This window comes from Moorena sp. SIO3I6 (assembly GCF_010672095.1).
The window spans coordinates 36,867-55,127 of record NZ_JAAHHU010000026.1 but is presented as its reverse complement, the minus strand read 5'-3'; the positions used below and the strand labels follow the sequence as shown (position 1 = coordinate 55,127).

The window sequence follows — 18,261 nt, the reverse complement described above, 5'->3', positions numbered from 1 at the left end:
TAAATGTAAACTTTTCTCAGAACAGCTGGAGCATACCATGCGCGTAATTTTGATGACCGGTAAAGGAGGAGTAGGAAAAACCTCTGTAGCCGCTGCAACTGGCTTGCGTTGTGCCGAGTTAGGCTACAAAACCCTAGTTCTGAGTACTGACCCAGCTCACTCCCTAGCAGATAGTTTCGATATTGAACTCAGTCACGAACCCCGATTAGTCCGTCCCAACCTTTGGGGAGCAGAACTTGACGCTCTGATGGAATTGGAAGGAAACTGGGGAGCGGTTAAGCGTTACATTACCCAAGTGCTGCAAGCTAGGGGCTTAGATGGGGTACAGGCAGAAGAATTAGCCGTTCTTCCTGGTATGGATGAAATTTTCGGTCTCGTCCGCATGAAACGCCACTACGATGAAGACGAGTACGATGTTCTGGTTATTGATTCAGCTCCCACTGGTACTGCGCTACGGTTACTGAGCTTACCAGAAGTAAGTGGCTGGTATATGCGCCGTTTTTATAAGCCACTACAAACTATGTCAGTTGCTCTGAGACCTTTGGTTGAACCATTATTCAAACCCATTGCTGGCTTTTCTTTACCAGATAAAGAGGTCATGGATGCTCCTTATGAGTTTTATGAACAAATTGAAGCCCTAGAGAAGGTACTCACTGACAACCAACAAACATCAGTGCGTCTGGTGACTAATCCTGAGAGAATGGTGATTAAGGAGTCCTTACGAGCTCATGCTTACTTAAGCCTATACAACGTTGCCACTGATCTAGTTGTTGCCAATCGGATCATTCCTGACCAAGTAACTGACCCATTTTTCCAACGCTGGAAAGAAAATCAGCAACAGTACCGCCAGGAAATTCACGACAATTTCCGCCCTTTACCCATTAAAGAAGTTCCCCTCTATTCCCAAGAGATGTGCGGTATTGAGGCGTTGGAGCGTCTCAAAGAAACCCTCTATGGTTCAGAAGATCCCACTCAAGTGTATTACCAAGAAAACACCATTAGAGTAATACAGCATAAAAATGAGTACAGCCTAGAACTCTATCTACCTGGTATACCCAAAGACAAAATACAGCTTACTCAAACAGGAGATGAATTGAATGTTCGCATTGGTAACCATCGCCGCAATTTAGTCCTCCCCCAAGCTTTAGCAGCCCTAAAACCTTCAGGAGCCAAGATGGAAGAGGATTATCTAAAAATCAAATTTGCCACTGGTGCAGTTAAGATTTGATCATGCCTTGTAGAATTGGAGTCAATCTACACAGCAGTAAATTAACCCTTTCTTAGATCCTGAGCCATTTTGAGGAACGGATCCAGGCTTGAGTCAGGGCGACGGGGTTTAGAGCTTACCTGACCGTTTTGTTCTAATGTCCCTCCAGACTGGTAAGCAGGCTCAGAGGTGGCTATAGGTGTCTCATTTTGGGAAAGGGTTGCTTTATCCGTAGCAGAGATCTGCTCTACCACTTCACCGCTTAAAATAGCAGTTTTGGTCTTGGGATAGGATTTCTTGACCTTAACGCTGCTGCGCATGTAGTCAATGTTTCCCATTGTTTTGGCTTCATCTGTGTCCAAGAAATACTCTTGGGACTGGTTAGCTTCTATAGACTGTGCCATGTCCTGGCTGTCCTCATCAACGTACTTGGTCTGAGAGTTTAACAAATTAAAGAGTCCCATAGTTAATTTTTCCTGCCTCTAGGTAATCTATTGTTATTTTATGTTAACTATCATAAATATTTATATCATAAATCTGCAAAAACTGATATCAACACAAAAAAAACCTCAGCCACTTACAGAGGATATACTCTGTTAGTGGCTGAGGGAATTAGTCAGGGTGCATCTAGTACTTCTGTATCCAGCTGGGTTGTAATCCAATCAGGAAGCCAAATTAAAGATGGGGTGGAACCCCGCGCTTATTCAAAGCGGTAGGGAACCCGCACCAAGAGAGTTATTGCTGATAGGGCACATGCCTAGGCATATCGCCACCACTGGCTATAATGCTTAGCTAATATTTAGTTAATAAGAAACGCCACGATATTTGAGGTTTACTTTGTGTTGGCCAATTGGTAAAGGATGGGCACTACCCAATCGGCAATTCAGTCCCCGGTACTTGCCAATCAAGTCAACTGCTGTGGTGGAAACTGTGCAAGGATAGTATTGGTAGCTAACACCGCGATAAGAAAGTTTCATAGTCTTCGCCTCATAATGTCAGTGTAGTGATAAGAGGCGCGTTCCTTCAGGATTTATCCTTACTTCCGTCTCTCCATGAAGCTTGATCACCCATGCTCAAGTCATGAAGAGATGAACGATTTTCTGTTTCTGTATCTATTGTAACCGTTTTGCCCGTAAATCTCAATATCTTCATAAAAGTTAATAGTTTCCCGTTGTCGCCAGTTCTAACCTCAGGCGCTACAGTTAAATAACTGCAAGCTTGTGGGAGTGGCAAGACTATGAGTGATAAAGGTGAAAGTTATAAAGTTATTAGTGATAATCGACAAGCTCGTTTTCTCTACCAAATTTTAGAGACTTACGAGGCGGGGATTGAGTTAAAGGGAACGGAGGTGAAGTCTATCCGAGTTGGCAAGGTCAACTTGCGGGATGGCTATGGGTTGATTCGTGGTGGGGAAGCTTGGCTGCTCAATGTCCATATCTCTCCGTACCAAAATATCAACGAATATTTTAATCATGACCCCCGTCGCAGCCGAAAACTACTGCTGCACCGTAAGGAAATCAATAAGCTCACCGGTAAATTAGAACAGCAAGGTTTAACCCTTGTCCCCTTAAAGATTTATTTGAAGCGCGGCTTAGTTAAAGTCAGCATTGGTTTAGGCAGAGGGAAAAAGCTCCATGATAAGCGCGAGACGATCAAGAGGCGTCAGGATCAGCGAGATATGGCACGGGCTATCAAACGTTATTGAAGGTTGTTGCCCTTTGGCTTTCGGTGAAGGGTAGATTGGTAGGTTGGAGGGTTGTTCGCCTTTGGCGTTCCCGTAGGGCAGGTTGGAGGTTGTTCGCCTTTGGCGTTCCCGTAGGGCAGGTTGGAGGTTGGAGGGTTGAAAGTTGTTTGTTTAGCACAAAACTAGCAACCTTCAACCTTGGTAACTTGGTAACTTGTAACCTGCAACCTTCAAAGCAACCTGCAAATTTTAAACTTTTGAGGACTCAGAATTGGGATTGACATAGAAACTGGCAATAATGGCGACGACTAGCCACCATAGGGTCTGTACTTGAGGACGGTACCAAACGGTATCTACCAGACCATGGGCGAGCATTCCTGACATGGTAGCAATGGCTCCCATCAGCCAAAATCCCTGACGGTTAGCTAAATTTCTCAGACGACTCAGTTGTTGCATACCTTGGTTGATAGTGACCATTAGCAACCACAAGAAACATAACATCCCGATCAAACCCATTTCTACGGCAGTTTCTAAGAAAATGGAATAGGCACTGAGGGCGGTATATTTCGGGCGTTGGAAAAGGGGATAGATTTTGTTGAAGGCGTTGTTCCCTGGACCAATGCCAATGATGGGTCGGTCACGAATCATGTCCACCACAGCAGACCAAACATTCATGCGGAAGTTGTTACTACTATCTTCCCGACCAACAAAAATACTAGCAATGCGATCGCGTATAGCTGGAACAAACATGACTGCGAGAAGCATCACCCCAGCACAACTGCTTAATAGCGCTGGCATTGCCCAAGGGCGTAATTTAGGGGGCAACTGTACACTGTACCAATACACCAGCAGGATCAAGAAGACGAAAATACAAACAACAAAACCAATCCATCCACCCCGACTAAAGGTTAGCACTAGACAAACTGAATTCACGACCACCATCGTCAGTGCTAAGGCTTTGGGGAGCAAACCCTGCCAGACAAATACTGCTGCCAAACTCAATGCTACTGCTGGGATCAGATAACCAGCTAGTAAATTCGGGTTGCCCAGATAACTATAGACCCGCGTCAGTTTTGCTGCTGCTGAAGTGGGGTCTACCCAGGTAGCTAATGCTTCAGCCCCAAAAAACCACTGCCGCAAGCCGTAAATACTGACAATGAGTGATATATGGAGAAACAGGGTAATAATCCAGCTACGAAGCCGACCGGAACGCAATACCCTTGCCATCAGGGCAAAAAACAACAAATAAAGGGTTAATTTCACCAAACCACTACAGGCAGCACCTTTCACCGGAGAGAGTGCGGTGGCTATAGTGGCAACACTCCAGTAGAAGAAAACTAACAGATGAATGGGGCTTACCTTGGGCTTTCCTGTATCATCAGATAGGGTTAGCAATACCCAGAACCCTGCACTTGCAATTAACAAGATGCCTACTAGAGCATTGGACACAAAAGGAGCTAAACTGAACACCAGAGCAACTATCATCGCTCCTATTGCGTCAGACCACTGTAGGAGCAAGCTACTCTGACGCCAAGCATCTAGGAGTCCCACCAGGCGATACAAATAGCTAGTGCCTCGCCACCGATACAGCTGTAAATTTGAGAGAGTAAACTTAGCCCATGCTGAATTCATTGTCTATTTTTTATTTGAACCCACCCTATCTATAATCTTTGATTTTAGATCAGGATTCATTCACCAAATACTAAAAAACTTTTCGACGCTTCCCGAAAAGCTGGTGTTCTCAGGGGGTCTTTAGCACTTTTGCTATCGACCACTTCACAAAGACTAAGCAAAATTAAACAATTTATTAACTGAGCAACCCTGATCAGCCGTTAGTCTTCTACTTATGAGTTTTTTTGAGAAATACGGTCTAGGTCTGATGGCTATATCACCTTGACAGTACCGTTGCCTATATTAGTTTAACATAGGAGTCAATGAATCGGAACAGTGGTTTAACAGTTTTGATCAGGAGACTCTAATTTAGGTAAAGTAATCACGTAGCGATACCCTAACTCTGGCAAACCTTGAACAGAAATTTTTCCTCTATGGCGTTTAGCTAAATGGCAGCTTAGTAATAGCCCTAAACTTTCACGAGATTCACTATTCTGAGGTCTTTTTTCCGATTCAGAACCCCAACTAGTAGTTTCTGGATCAAAAGAACTGGATAAAAACTGATTGTCACAGAGGAAGTTAGAACTCGAAGGTAGTTCACTGATTCCCAGTGCTTCAGTAATGAATGGGGTTTCTAAAGCATTAGCAACCGCTGCTGCTGCTGAGGGGGATTGTAACGGTAACTCAGAAATTTGTCCGTACATCTGAGGTAGACCATCTCCGAGCCAGGGGTGAGAAACCCAAACCGCGATTTTCAAAGACACGACATTAGCCCTCTCCAAATCAGTTTTTCGAGAGACATGGATGCGTACTTCACCCCCTGCCTCAGCCGAGTAAATCACACTGAATATAAGGTAATATAGCATTTGTCGCACCTTTTCTTTATCCAGAAACCAGATGCGATTACCTGGCTCTACAGATAGATGCAACTTTTGTTGATGTTGCTGCGCTATCTGTGCTAAATTGTTAATTGCTTGTTGACAGAGCATTTCAATATCTACAGCAGTTAAATTTAGTTGTTCGCTGTTTTCCTCAAAAATTCCCAAGCAAAGAATTTCATCAACCATCAATACCAGCTGACGACCACTGCAATAAACAATTTCTAGATATTCTTTTTGTTTATCAGTCAAAGACCCATAAACTTGGCGACTTAATACACTAGCCATTCCCATAATCGATGTTAGAGGTGTGCGCAATTCCTGTGTCAGCTGAGTTAGTAATTTGTACTTAATGGTGTGAACTGAGTTAAAACCAGCTATCCCATCTAGAGAGAGATTCCTAGGGCTAGAAGTTTCCGGATCAGACTCGAATTCCTGAGAGTGCTGAGGCTCTGTTGAAGAGTTGGGTAGCCAGTGAACAAAGCGGTCACGCTCTTTTTTCAAAAAATGATTCCGCTCAAATTCACTGAGACTCCAACGAGCCGTAATTGCCAAAAACTCATAATCTTTGGTGGTAAAATTGCGAGGTACTAAATCCATAACTGCTAGGGTACCTAAACACTCTCCATCAGCAGTTAACAGTGGTGCACCTAAGTAAGAACGGATACCGTAGTGGTGAACCAGTACACTACTAGCAAAGACAGGGTTGGTGACTGTATCATTAATCGCCAACATTTGATGACTATCTACTACATAGCTACAAAAGCATTCACTACGGGGCAACTGACGGGACTGTGCCACTCGATTCATTAGCCCGATTCTAGATAATCCCACAGCTGATTTGATGTGCTGTTGCATTTGTACCATAAAGCCCAAAATGCAGATAGGCACATCTAAAAATCGGGCAGTAGTCTGAGTTGCCTCGTCGAAAACTGGTACTGTTTCTGCTTCGAGTAGACCTAAATCCCGAAGAGTTTTCAGTCGTTTTTTTTCCCGTTCTTTAGGATTCAAACCATCCAGAGTACAAAAAAGTTGATTTTCTTTTCCCATAACCAACCCATTCCCCATGGTTACCTTTGGTAGCACCACAGTCCACTGGCGACTGTAGTGCTACCCACAACACTTAAGGTTCCCAGATAGAGTAGTGAAGTAAACAAATTCTCAGGAAAATAAATGCTTAAATAATGCCAAATTTTTCGGTATCAGAAGCATTTTTGTGTTTTTTTCGTTCCTGACCGCTTATGGGAGTGATGTCCGAGTAGACCAAGCTGGATGAGAAAGCAAAGAGGAAAATACCCGAACACCTCTGAGCTGATTGGAAAGAGGCAAATGACCTTTTGGTGCACTGAGATCCCAGATAAACTCATGGGGATATCGGGTCCAGCGATTGCCAGTTTTCCAACCAATTTTTGGCCAAAGTTTTTCCCAGTTCTTGCCCAAAGACAACCAAAGCTCCCGCTGCACAGAAAATCCAAATTTGCCTTGAGAGTGAATAAGCCACAAGATATCAATAGTTTGCAAATCCGTAATCGGGAAATTGTCTACTTCCGAAAAATACAGCCATCTTCTCTGTAGAGCAGCAGCTCCTGCTAACTCACAGAGTTTTTCGAGAGTAAGACGGTCAGCTGCGAGAAAGTCTTGTTTAACTAGCAGCTGTTGCACGGGTGTGTAATCAATGCCTGCTTCAGAACGTAGGGGTACAACCCCAGTAGGAAAATAGGTTTGCAGAAATTCATTGGTTTTGGGGATATTGGCTTGATGGAGGGCTTGATAGGCAAAACCAGCACTGAGGATAGTCGGGTTGGCACGTTGCTCCTGTAAAAATTCCATTAACACGTCTAACCCGGCAGTGCCAGTGCTGGCAAGTTCCTGAATCAAAGCCTGTTGTTTTTTTTCAGAACTAGACTTTAGCTGGCGCTGGAGTTCGGCAACTGTGTTAGAGACTTCTGCTGGGAAAGGGGCCGTTTGATCGCTCATGAAGGGTAGGGTTTGAGGTTGCACTCAAGAAGGTTGAAGTTGAATATGATAGGTTTTAAAGTCGAGAGTCAAGCAAGTTCATGCTTTTAACCTAGACTACGGCACCGGACCGCTTGTATACAACCTTCAAGCTTATAATTGTCTAACCTTAAACCTTTTACGATGAAGAACTTTTGCCAAAATTTCACCGATCGTAGTCCGTCAATTGTCTCGCTTCGGTGCTTTACTCCTAAGCTGCTCGAACAATTAACTTGCAGGTTAATTGTTAGGGGTTAGGGGTTAGGTGTTGGTTTAATGGTTAATGGTTAATGGTTAATAGTTAAGGGTGTAAGCGTGCTTAGTACCTAATGTAAGCGTGCTATCATGGCTAATTTAAGGGTGCCTATACTGAAGTAGATAGGGAGACACCCGCGACGAAGAGACAACACCCGAGGGTATGAAAAGTTTTTTCCAAAATTGACAAATAATCAATTTACACCCACAACAACTTATCAAATTTCAACCATTCTCTATTCTCACGTGCTTATCGAGCCTGAAGAATGCGGTTAATGATTTGAGTAGTGGAGGTAGGAAATTCAACCTGGACTAACTCAATCCGCCCCCCGTAGGATTGAACAATCGGGGCTTCTGGTAAAGTCGATAGACTGTAGTCACCCCCTTTAACATACACCTCTGGTTGCAATGCTTCAATTAAACGAGTAGCTGTGGTTTCAGCAAAAATCACTACCCCATCTACGGGTTTGAGAGTTGCCAGAATTTCTGCCCTCTGTATTTCAGGAACCAGTGGTCGGGGAGGATATCCTGGCTGTGATGGTTTAATGCGGTTTACTGATTGATCACTATTTAGCCCCACCACTAGAGATGAACCCAAGGATTTGGCAATCTTTAAGTAACGCACATGACCAATGTGTAGTAGATCAAAACACCCATTAGTAAATACCAGTGGTCGCCATCGCTCTGACTCGTGGGTGATCAGCTGTTGTAATTCATCGGCAGTGTAGATTCCAGTCATCTAACTTGAAAATATTTCTGAGTGCATCAGCCAGACAGTGCTGAGTTAAAAGGACTTACTCCAGTAGTAGGTTTACCTACTACCAAGGCTACCTCCCTCGCCCCAAAGTAGTTGATTTATACTTTACTGTTTACCATGTTGATTGGATTTTTTACCAAGAGGGTCAGGGAGGTTTACAGATTCCCCAAGCTATGCTAGTGTATCTTTTGAGGGATTTATTAAGCTGGGAAGCTCAACTACCAATACTATCAATACTATTATACTCATTGGTGATAGCTGATACTTAAATAAAAGCTCAGTTGATGTCTGTTGGAAGTATAAATACAAGGCAGCTCTGTCAAAATCGAAGATTGACCAATAAACCCGATTTTGCCCCATGTCTACTCCTTAGGCCTTTTGTATCCCTGCTCATAGGCAAAGCGCACCAATTGGCTACGATTATGTAGTTTCAACTTATGGAGTATGCTACTGAGGTGAGTCTGAACAGTACGAGGGCTGATAAATAGGCGATCGCTTATTTCTTTGTTGGTTAGCCCCTGAATAACTTGCCAAAATACTCGTTCTTCTGCTGGTGTCAAGGGTAGAGGTTGAGGTTTTGCCCCTACCTGAGCAAAAGTCTTAGAATTATCAACAGCTGTTGGTGTTGATAATTGGTTAGCTAGATGGCCAGGAGCTATCGCAGTAGCTTGCATCAACCGAACAATTTCAGCATGGATACGGTGCGAGCGCTCTAGCAGTGCTTCGATTTTTGCCTCTAGTTCTCTGGGAGCAACGGGTTTAGTTAAGTAATCATCTGCTCCCATAGAATGACCATTAATACGGTCTTCTAATTCTGCTTTGCTAGACAAAAAAATAAATGGCATCAGCCTACCATTGGGAATGTTTCTCAGACGACGGCAAAACTCTAGCCCATCCATCTCCGGCATCAGCACATCAGAAACTACCAAATCCGGTGGATTTTTGAGACAAGCTTCCAAGGCTTCAGTTCCCGAACACACTTGTTCTACCTGGTATCCTCGATGTTCCAGGTAGCGCTTCAAAAGAGTTAGCAGGGTTTTATCATCGTCAACAACTAAAATCTTTTTCATATTCTTTCTGGAGCCACCTTTTATACAAACACTCCTGCCAATTGGTCATGAATTGATGCTGCTGCCATCTGGCTGGAAGTCTGTGAAAGGCCCACTCAGACAAACAATACACCATATCTTTTGATCGTAATTCGATTGACCATAGGCAGAATCTATGCTAATAACACTGTAAGTTTCGGTGTTGAAGCCCTAACTATTGACACATCACCCAAGCAATTTTTTAGGAGCGATGGCGCTGCACAAAGCAGCCTTGGCTGACTGTTGTAAAACAGTTGAACACCTTCCTATTACAGGAGAACTTAAGCTATAGAACCCCTATTTCAGCATAAAGGCTGATTTAAAACAGTTGAGCCATGGTGTAATAACTTCATCAAAGCTTTGAACTTGAACTACGTTCACTCATGCTAATACCCAGAAATGGGAATTTTCGGGAAGAAAGCTCAACAACTACCTGCTCTTTCTGCCACTCTTGTCCTGTCAAGTAGTAATTATCTTAATGAGAAGCTTAACTATAGTATAGTTTTTGCCATCCCCCTATGGATAGAACTTACGTAAACTACCATTTACCTGGGGTTAATCAGCAAAAAAGCTTAATGTCTCAACCCCAGTGCAGTAGATCTGGTAGTTTTCTGACTATAAGTCTATTGCCAACTTCCATCTGAAATTCATTAAAACTACTTTATGTACGAGAAAATTTCCCCTTGCCAGACTGGTTCTGCCATTACCTACAAGGATGGTCAACCCATTGTTCCTGACAACCCAATTATTCCGTTTATTCGCGGAGATGGTACTGGCGTTGATATCTGGCCAGCTGCCCAGAAGGTAATTGATGCATCGGTCCAATGCGCCTATGGTGCCAAGCGCAGCATCAGCTGGTTTAAAATCTACGCCGGTGACGAAGCTTGCGAAAAGTACGGTACTTATCAGTATTTACCCCAAGACACCCTAAATGCCATCAAAGAATACGGCATTGCTATCAAAGGACCCTTGACAACTCCTGTGGGTGGTGGTATACGCTCTCTCAATGTCGCCCTGCGGCAAATTAATGACCTTTATGCCTGTGTGCGTCCCTGTAAGTACTACCCAGGAACCCCCTCTCCCCACAAAACTCCAGAGAAACTGGATGTGATTGTCTATCGGGAAAATACAGAAGATATCTACTTGGGTATTGAATGGCCCAAAGGAAGCGAAGTTGCTGAAAAATTGATTACTTTACTCAATCAGGATCTAATCCCAGCGACTCCAGAACATGGCACAAAACAGATTCCCTTAGATGCTGGTATTGGCATTAAACCCATCAGTAAAACTGGCTCCCAGCGTTTAGTGCGCCGCGCCATCCAACATGCCCTCAGGCTACCTAAGCCTAAGCAGATGGTGACTTTGGTACATAAGGGGAATATTATGAAGTACACCGAAGGCGCGTTCCGGGACTGGGGTTATGAACTAGCAACCACAGAGTTTCGAGCAGAATCTGTAACTGAACGGGAATCTTGGATTCTGAGCAACAAAGAGCAAAATCCTGATATTACCCTGGAAGAGAATGCTCGCGCGATTGAACCGGGTTATGATGCCTTGACCCCAGAAAAACAGGGGAAAGTGATCCAGGAAGTGGAAAATGTCCTTAATTCCATCTGGGACACCCATGGGCAAGGTCAATGGCAAGATAAGGTGATGGTCAATGACCGGATTGCGGACAGCATTTTCCAACAAATCCAGACTCGACCAGCGGAATACTCTATTTTGGCCACAATGAATCTTAATGGTGATTACCTATCCGATGCTGCTGCTGCTATGGTTGGTGGATTAGGTATGGGTCCAGGAGCGAATATTGGTGACACGTGTGCGATTTTTGAAGCCACCCATGGCACAGCTCCCAAACATGCGGGTCTAGACCGGGTAAATCCAGGCTCTGTGATTTTATCAGGAGTGATGATGCTAGAGTATATGGGTTGGCAAGAAGCTGCTGATTTGATTAAGAAGGGGATATCAGATGCGATCGCTAACCGGGAAGTTACTTATGACCTAGCCCGGATGATGACTCCACCCGTAGAACCTCCCCTGAAGTGTTCTGAGTTTGCTGAGGCAATCATTAAATATTTTAGCTAAACCTCGAGAAGCCCCGCACTTTTCCTTCATTGGGTAAGTGTCGTATGGGAAGCGCGGGACAAGGGTCGGAACGTCGAAATGCCAATGTGATATATTAACAATGGTAGGGAAAACAAATTAAGAGCTAATCGCCACCTACCAACTGAAAATAGAACTTTTTTTTGTATTGTTCCGGCGGGTCGGGGCATCCCGTGTCGTTAATAAAGCTTATCGTTCGCGTAGCGTGGCCAAAGGCCTTGTATCCGTTCGCGTAGCGTCGGGCAGAGCCCGATGGCAATAGCTGGAGTTGGTAAGAAGCCCGCGCTGTCCCGTTAGGGCAGCTTCGGGAGTATGTCACGTCGCCTCAGCTGACTTGGTTCAAGCTTAGACTTTAAGCGACGCTGATTGAAAAACTGATTTTGACTAGTAGACTGGGTAGAAAATTGCCCCAATTTACTTGTTCCTTGCGGTGCTACTGGTCTAAGAGGTGCTGCCGTTGGTACACCGGTAGCTTGCCGGAATGGAGTAGAGTAGGTGTTGGAATTAAGAGGAACTGTAGGTGTTGTCGGAAAAGTTCTATCGTTCCTTGTTCGAGGTAGATTGACTCCAGGATAATTAATTTGTCCTGGAGAAGGAGCTGTTGTGGGTGTGGTCGAGAAAGTCCTGTTGCCGGTTACACCTGGTGTTGTTACCCCAGGATAGGTAATTTGTCCTGGATAGGAGGGAGTCGGTAATGCTTGATTCCCAGTTGCCGTCAACGGTATTCCCCCCCTAGCTTTAATTTCCTGAGTTCCTGAGTTCCGTTGTTCGAGAACTCCCCTGTTTCCATAGGAGATATTTGAAGGAAAGATGTTAGCAGGTAGTTGAGCTTTGCTATTACCGGTAACAGACTTAGCAGCATTAAGCCTATTCAAGGCTTCCTGTAAAGGGCTGACTGGTAACTGTGTTGGATTAGTGTAGAGGGAATTGAGGGAACCCAACCCCAACACAGAATTAGTCTGGTTCAGTGTGCTTGAGGATAAAGATCTCTGATTAACAGAGTTAGGATTGCTCAGTAAGTCACTCCCAGGAACGGGAGGGATATTAAACAAATCGTTTGTAGATGTAGCAAAGGGATTTCTGGCTTTTGAGGACTGCTGAGGTTGGAAGTTTGGGTTTAGCAAAGGTGATTTTGCTTGGGAGTTAGCTTTTGTCTGCTGAATAACTTGAGTAAATAACCCTTCTGAATTTTTGGTTTTAGACTTTTTGCCTTTCTTGGTTTGCTGTGGTGGTACTGATATAGCACTTAGGGCTTCGAGCTCTGCTAATAGCACGGCAGAATTATCAATATCAGCTAACCTTGCCGCTAGTTCATCATCTTCAGAAGACAGGGTTGGTTCAACGGTGGGAGTATCAGTTTCAGCCACTTGATTGATCCCAATTGCCCTTAACAATTCTGGATGGTTCCAGTATTCCCGGAGAAACCACAACATTAGGGATAACAAGACAGCTGCTCCCCAAAATGCTGGTCGTCCCAAAGGTTGTAGTTGAGCTTTCCAATAGCGGAGGTAGGCAGGAGGTTGATGACGAGAAGACATGGCACGTTTCAACGATGTTAGACATTTCAGCTTCGCTGTAACTTGATGCTAGCCTCTAATCAACCGATTCAGGTTTACAATTAGCAATTTACAATTAGCAATTTACAATTAGCAATTTACAATTAGCAACAATAACCACCTGTCTATCTAGCCTACTTATCGCGCAGCTCTATATAACAACAATCCTCCAGCACCTAGTCCAAATAAATTGGGCAACCAGGCTGCCATAACAGGAGAGAAAATGTTAACTAGACCTAGGGCATTGGTGATAAACCCTAATAAGTAGTAAGAAAAAATTACTAAAACACTAATTCCGAAACTGGTTGCTTTACCTGTACGTTGAGGACGAGTTCCCAAGGAAGCTCCCACTAAACCAAAAACTAGACAAACAAAGGGAAAAGAAATTTTTTGTTGAATTCTGATCCTAAGTTTACGAATTTTTTTAGCATTACCACTATGGCGTAATACCTCCAAACGCTCTAGAGACTGAGCAATGTTCATTTCACCATAGTCACGATTTTTTTTGGCCAAATCCAAAGGTGTTCTAGGAAGTTGTAGCTTTTGTTTTTCAAATCTAAGGATATTGCGGTAAGAAGCATCGGGAGATATAATATAGATCGTGCCATCTATAAAATCCCAGAGATTTTCAGTTGGGTTCCAAACGGCAGATTGAGAGGTTACAATTTGTTCTAGACCGGTCTGAGAAAAGTCTAAAATTGTCAAGCCCCTCATCTGCTTACCATCAAATTGCTCGGCGTAGAACCAACGCTTAATTTTGTTAACTTTTTTGCCATTGGGTAGCTTTACTTTTTGATATTCGGGATAAAAGATGTTCCTTTCCTGAAAGGATGGTCTTTCTTTTTTAAGCGCTTTGTCTAAGGTGATTTTGGACTGGTAGTTAGCCGCAGGAACCACTAATTCATTAAATACAAATGTCAGACTTGTAACGAGCAAACTCACCACTACAGCAGGTATTACGAGTCGGTAGATGCTTACCCCAAAGCTGCGCATGGCAATCAACTCACTATCGCTGCTGAGGCGAGAGTATGCCATCAGAGCAGCTAGGAGCATGGACATTGGTAAAGCATAGGAAATAAACTGGGGTATCTGCAACAGTAGCACTTGAAGTGCAATTCCCAATGGTAGTCCTGCTTCAGTAACTTTGCGAACCAACTCAAATAGGGTTCCAATAGCTACACCCAGTGATGAAAAAGCACCAATACCAAACAGCAGTGGTGGGATTAGCTCAAATACGATGTACCGATCCATCACTGATAAGCCAGGCATTAGTGCAATGATGGACTTGGATTTACCAAATTTCATGATTTGCTAATCACTAAATTAATTTTTAATAGCTTCTGTTATCGTTGAAACCCTGTCCCTAAGTAATACTTACGTACTAGAGGATTATCATAAAGTTCTTCAGCACTTCCGGCAGCCAGGATTTGTCCTTCTCGCATAATGTAGGCGCGGTCAGTAATCGCTAGGGTTTCTCTTACATTGTGGTCAGTCACCAGAATTCCCATTTGGCGATCGCGTAATCGAGCCATAATTTTTTGAATCTCTGAGACAGCAATGGGATCGACACCAGCAAATGGCTCATCCAAGAATAAGAACTTCGGTCCAAGTGAACCAACAGCTAACGCTCTTGCCAGTTCTGTTCGACGTCTCTCTCCTCCAGACACTTGATTACCTAAGGTATTGGCGACTTTTTCCAAACGAAACTCTTGGAGTAAGTAATGCATTCTTAATCGCCACTCACTACGAGGCACACCAGTTTGTTCTAAGACTAATTGAATATTGTCCCGAACACTAAGGTGGCGGAAAATACTAGCTTCCTGAGCCAGGTAACCAATACCTAGCTGGGCTCGCCGATTAATCGGCATGGCAGTGATATCTTGATCATCTAGCCAAACTGTACCCAGATTGGGTTTTTCTAGACCAGTGGCAATGTAGAAGGTTGTAGTTTTACCAGCACCATTAGGACCAAGCAACCCTACAACTTCTCCTTGGGCAACGGAAAGATGAACACGACTGACAACACTGCGCCTGCCATAGGACTTATGGATATTATCTAATAATATTTTCACAGATAGCACCTTTAATCGGTCATTAGTCAATAGTCCATAATCTTTATATACTTGGTAATTAACTAATGACCAGGAAATGACCATAAGTGGTTGCAGGCTATTCTATCAATTAAGATCTAGTTTTTAAGCCATAATGACTGATGGTAGGGGTTGATTTAGCTAGGGAAGCCCTGGAGCCGGTGATGTGGTGCTGTCTGAGTCTGTAACGATGTAAATTGATTCTACCTGTTGGTTCTGTTGAGGCAGGGCTACAAAGCGTCCTTCATCAATCAAATAGGTAATGGTTTCACCCTGAATACTATTGCCCTCCTGCAACACAAAAACATTGCCATTGAGAACCAGACGACGCTCACGGCTGAAGTATTGGGCTTGGGCTGCAGTTGCTTGTATTTGGCGAGCGGGATAGTTAATTTGGACATTGCCACGGGCTGTGACTACGCCAGTTTTGGAGTTAGCTTCCTGGACATCAGAGCGAACCGTCAAGGCACTTCCATCAGCAGCTGATGGTTTATTTTGGGCTTGTGCTTGGGGGATGTTAAGGAAAGTTGGTAATGCGATCGCACCTACCAAGGTAACTGGCAAGAATAATCTTAGACCTAGATTATGCCTTAATCGGTTAGTATATTTAAGGTCGGACTTCATGCTGTTGTGTGTGATGACTGATCTCGAATACCAATAAGCTGTTCTGCCTACTAGTTTAAGCAAATCCAGCCATAGCTTGGGAATTAAAATGGGCTTTTTGCTCTAAGGCACGTGTTTTAGTTTTGACGACTAGGCACCAACAAAGTTTCTCATCCCTTCAAAGCATGTGCTAACAACTAATGGTTAACAAGTTAATGGTTAACCATCAACTCCTTTGAGTTTTGGAAAACCCCTAACCCCTTCGCCACCAACTACAACATCATTGCTGTCAGCCGCCTCTAACTGTCTAACAAAATCAGCAACTTGCTCTGAGCCAACGTTTTGCAATGCCTGTAGGAGATTAACACTTTGAGATAGTAGCTCAGTGACATCAATCCCCCCATAGTCCGGTTGATAGTTACTGAGACGTCCAATCCCTTCACCGAGTAAAACCACTGCACCACGCCAGTTTAGATTACCTAGGTGGTAGCAGCCAACAGCTATTTGTAAAATGCCTTGATAAAACCGCTTTTGCGGCTCAACTGCTTCTATCCATAAAGCTTCAAGGGTGTCGTGACAAGCGTAAAACTCTTGCTGATTAAATTGATCGACACCCTGCCAAAATTCTTCAGGTAGTACTATGGCTGTCATGCCATGCTATCTCGCGCAGCTTTAATTTCGTCTAGGGAAATTTCTTGCTTATCACCCGCAAAATCGTTATCCGGGGTCAAAAATAACATACAGTGGCACTCCTTGCGTTCCCGCATTGGGACACAAGGGCAATTCCAGAAGGTAGCTTTCACCTCTGCTTCTTTGTCTTCATAATGGCGGCAAGGGCATAAGGGAGCACCGAGTTCTTCTTTGTTTTTGGCAAGTCCCTCAATAACCACAGCAGTTACGCTTGGGTCAACACAGAAGTAAGTATCAGTCCGCTGAGCATAAGTCTGAGCAAAGTTTTGCATCGCCTCCAGTTTACTATCACTGGCTTGATTAGCTATTGGTGATGTAGTCATTTAGTAAAATTCAGTTATGAAAGAGTTCTTAGAATTGTATCGTACTGTCTTACAGGTAAATCGGATATTTGTTGATCGTTGGGATAGCGATACATAACATAGTTTAGGATAATTGCTTGATCGGTTGAATTGGTGTTAAGAAATACCAAAACCTTCTGCTCTACCCTAAATCAGCAGACCAGACTGCAAACAACCTGACCTTAGCTCCGTCATAATCCGTTGCGTTCCACAGCTTATTTGCTATCGTATCGGTTGCTGTAACTGGGGTTTTAGGGGCTCAGTCGTATTAATTACAATTCCCAAACTATCGCGCTTAAGTTGTTGGACTGGCTTCCCCACGGATACATCTTTTGGCCAAAGTAAGCAACGACTTCCAGGGGGTAGGGAGTTAAGACTAACAGGATTTTGAGTCAGCCAGATCAAGGGTAGATAGGGGGGTAAATAGGGTTGCTCTTCAGCTTTCCCATCAACTCCGGCTTGGGTGGCAGCAAGGGCTTCTAACACTACTGAACTGCCGTGCAATAACCCTGTTATTGGTGTCCATAATTTCACATTTGGCTGAGTCCGACAAGCATAGGAGTACATAGAAGCAGCAGCAATCACGGCTTGTTCAAAGTCTTCGGGATGCCATTGACTGGAGCTATCGAGGCATATGATAATTTCTTGAGAACCAGTCAATACTTCTAACTCCCGTACCAGTAATTCACCGTAACGAGCACTGGTGCGCCAGTGAATCAGACGGGTAGGGTCACCAACTCGGTAAGGTCGTAGTGCTTTGGTAAGGTCTTGGCTAAGTGATTGAGATTTGCGATCGCTTTGGACTTGCATACTGTCCTCTTCACCGATTTCATCCACTAGGGGACAGCAAGTAAGGGGGAGTACAGTGGGATAAACTACTGCCCTAGCGCTGACATATCGACGGCGACGGCACCAAAATAATCCCAAGGGTGTGGCAGTTCTCAATTGTACCTGGTGCCAACGATAGACTCCTCGTTTGGGGGTGGGATGGTAATAAACCCAGCGATGGACACTTTGGGCTGGAATGCTAGCTACTGGTGTTTTGGTCATAGCTCCCAGTTCCGGTGGGAGCATATCCTGAACTTGTAATAGGGTTTGAGGTCCGAGGGTGGGGTTTTCGATTTCTAGTTCAATGGTTAACTGGTCTCCCACACTGACTGGTGAGATCGGACGTCGGCGTACTGATAGATGGTTAAGCGATCGCACTGGCAAGATAGCGGCAATTACCAGTAGGGCAAAAATAATTGCACTGATCACATAGAGCCATCCTGCCATGGTATTGGTGGCAGCGCCAAAGAAACAAATGGCAATTCCTGCTAAAAGCAAACCTCCATAGGCGGGATTAACCCAGTTGGTTTCTAACCATTCGGTGGTTTGTTTGATAATGCTCATGACTTTTT

At 44.1% G+C, this 18,261-nt stretch carries 19 protein-coding genes and 1 riboswitch; of the genes, 3 read left to right on the top strand and 16 right to left on the bottom strand.

Annotated elements, in window-relative coordinates; all coding sequences use genetic code 11:
- Positions 1 to 37 precede the first annotated feature (37 nt).
- Positions 38 to 1,228 carry a TRC40/GET3/ArsA family transport-energizing ATPase gene (locus F6K49_RS09870; RefSeq protein WP_293026011.1) on the top strand — a complete coding sequence of 397 codons (1,191 nt, stop codon included), beginning with the start codon at positions 38 to 40 and terminating at the stop codon, positions 1,226 to 1,228.
- A gap of 41 nt (positions 1,229 to 1,269) precedes the next feature.
- On the opposite strand, the gene F6K49_RS09865 is transcribed toward F6K49_RS09870, so the two are convergent.
- Positions 1,270 to 1,671: a hypothetical protein gene (locus F6K49_RS09865; protein WP_293067652.1), complete on the bottom strand. Its 402-nt coding sequence runs from the start codon at positions 1,669 to 1,671 to the stop codon at positions 1,270 to 1,272.
- A gap of 339 nt (positions 1,672 to 2,010) precedes the next feature.
- Positions 2,011 to 2,184 (bottom strand): DUF4278 domain-containing protein, encoded by a 174-nt coding sequence (locus F6K49_RS09860; protein WP_293026007.1) that lies wholly within the window; start codon positions 2,182 to 2,184, stop codon positions 2,011 to 2,013.
- Positions 2,185 to 2,219: 35 nt separating this feature from the next.
- Positions 2,220 to 2,304: riboswitch (Glutamine riboswitch) on the bottom strand.
- A 140-nt stretch (positions 2,305 to 2,444) separates the two neighbouring features.
- On the opposite strand from F6K49_RS09860, the gene smpB reads away from it, so the two are divergent.
- Positions 2,445 to 2,912: an SsrA-binding protein SmpB gene (smpB, locus tag F6K49_RS09855; protein WP_075903642.1), complete on the top strand. Its 468-nt coding sequence runs from the start codon at positions 2,445 to 2,447 to the stop codon at positions 2,910 to 2,912.
- Here smpB and F6K49_RS09850 read toward each other — a convergent pair.
- The 6 genes from F6K49_RS09850 to F6K49_RS09825 form a co-directional block, all read right to left on the bottom strand.
- A complete protein-coding gene (locus F6K49_RS09850; protein ID WP_293037574.1) occupies positions 2,899 to 3,069 on the bottom strand; it encodes a hypothetical protein in 171 nt (56 codons plus the stop codon). The two genes, smpB and F6K49_RS09850, sit on opposite strands and share 14 nt — an antisense overlap.
- A 71-nt stretch (positions 3,070 to 3,140) precedes the next feature.
- A complete protein-coding gene (locus F6K49_RS09845; protein WP_293037572.1) occupies positions 3,141 to 4,523 on the bottom strand; it encodes an IctB family putative bicarbonate transporter in 1,383 nt (460 codons plus the stop codon).
- A 320-nt stretch (positions 4,524 to 4,843) separates the two neighbouring features.
- Positions 4,844 to 6,448: a GAF domain-containing sensor histidine kinase gene (locus F6K49_RS09840; protein ID WP_293067647.1), complete on the bottom strand. Its 1,605-nt coding sequence runs from the start codon at positions 6,446 to 6,448 to the stop codon at positions 4,844 to 4,846.
- 171 nt (positions 6,449 to 6,619) lie between these two features.
- On the bottom strand, positions 6,620 to 7,357 hold the full coding sequence (locus F6K49_RS09835) for a GUN4 domain-containing protein (RefSeq protein ID WP_293028079.1): 738 nt from the start codon (positions 7,355 to 7,357) through the stop codon (positions 6,620 to 6,622).
- A gap of 523 nt (positions 7,358 to 7,880) precedes the next feature.
- A complete protein-coding gene (locus F6K49_RS09830; RefSeq protein WP_071106454.1) occupies positions 7,881 to 8,369 on the bottom strand; it encodes an adenylyltransferase/cytidyltransferase family protein in 489 nt (162 codons plus the stop codon).
- Between the two features lie 380 nt (positions 8,370 to 8,749).
- Positions 8,750 to 9,457, bottom strand: coding sequence for a response regulator transcription factor (locus F6K49_RS09825; RefSeq protein WP_293028083.1), 708 nt, complete (start codon positions 9,455 to 9,457; stop codon positions 8,750 to 8,752).
- Between the two features lie 681 nt (positions 9,458 to 10,138).
- Between F6K49_RS09825 and F6K49_RS09820 the strand changes: the two genes are divergently transcribed.
- On the top strand, positions 10,139 to 11,563 hold the full coding sequence (locus F6K49_RS09820; protein WP_293028086.1) for an NADP-dependent isocitrate dehydrogenase: 1,425 nt from the start codon (positions 10,139 to 10,141) through the stop codon (positions 11,561 to 11,563).
- A 124-nt stretch (positions 11,564 to 11,687) separates the two neighbouring features.
- On the opposite strand, the gene F6K49_RS09815 is transcribed toward F6K49_RS09820, so the two are convergent.
- The 8 genes from F6K49_RS09815 to F6K49_RS09780 all read right to left on the bottom strand — a co-directional run bounded on the left by F6K49_RS09815 (position 11,688) and on the right by F6K49_RS09780 (position 18,253).
- Entirely contained in the window at positions 11,688 to 11,840 is a 153-nt protein-coding gene (locus F6K49_RS09815) for a hypothetical protein (protein WP_293096206.1), read from the bottom strand.
- A gap of 34 nt (positions 11,841 to 11,874) precedes the next feature.
- Positions 11,875 to 13,119 carry a hypothetical protein gene (locus tag F6K49_RS09810; protein WP_293096203.1) on the bottom strand — a complete coding sequence of 415 codons (1,245 nt, stop codon included), beginning with the start codon at positions 13,117 to 13,119 and terminating at the stop codon, positions 11,875 to 11,877.
- 156 nt (positions 13,120 to 13,275) lie between these two features.
- A complete protein-coding gene (locus F6K49_RS09805) occupies positions 13,276 to 14,442 on the bottom strand; it encodes an LptF/LptG family permease (protein WP_293028091.1) in 1,167 nt (388 codons plus the stop codon).
- 38 nt (positions 14,443 to 14,480) lie between these two features.
- Positions 14,481 to 15,209 (bottom strand): LPS export ABC transporter ATP-binding protein, encoded by a 729-nt coding sequence (lptB, locus tag F6K49_RS09800; protein WP_293028094.1) that lies wholly within the window; start codon positions 15,207 to 15,209, stop codon positions 14,481 to 14,483.
- 159 nt (positions 15,210 to 15,368) lie between these two features.
- Entirely contained in the window at positions 15,369 to 15,851 is a 483-nt protein-coding gene (locus F6K49_RS09795) for an LptA/OstA family protein (RefSeq protein ID WP_070395222.1), read from the bottom strand.
- A gap of 198 nt (positions 15,852 to 16,049) precedes the next feature.
- Positions 16,050 to 16,481 carry a DUF309 domain-containing protein gene (locus F6K49_RS09790; protein WP_293037216.1) on the bottom strand — a complete coding sequence of 144 codons (432 nt, stop codon included), beginning with the start codon at positions 16,479 to 16,481 and terminating at the stop codon, positions 16,050 to 16,052.
- A complete protein-coding gene (locus F6K49_RS09785) occupies positions 16,478 to 16,843 on the bottom strand; it encodes a ferredoxin-thioredoxin reductase catalytic domain-containing protein (protein ID WP_070395220.1) in 366 nt (121 codons plus the stop codon). Before F6K49_RS09785 ends, F6K49_RS09790 begins: the two co-directional genes overlap by 4 nt.
- A 240-nt stretch (positions 16,844 to 17,083) precedes the next feature.
- Positions 17,084 to 18,253: a DUF58 domain-containing protein gene (locus F6K49_RS09780; RefSeq protein WP_293096198.1), complete on the bottom strand. Its 1,170-nt coding sequence runs from the start codon at positions 18,251 to 18,253 to the stop codon at positions 17,084 to 17,086.
- Positions 18,254 to 18,261 lie beyond the last annotated feature (8 nt).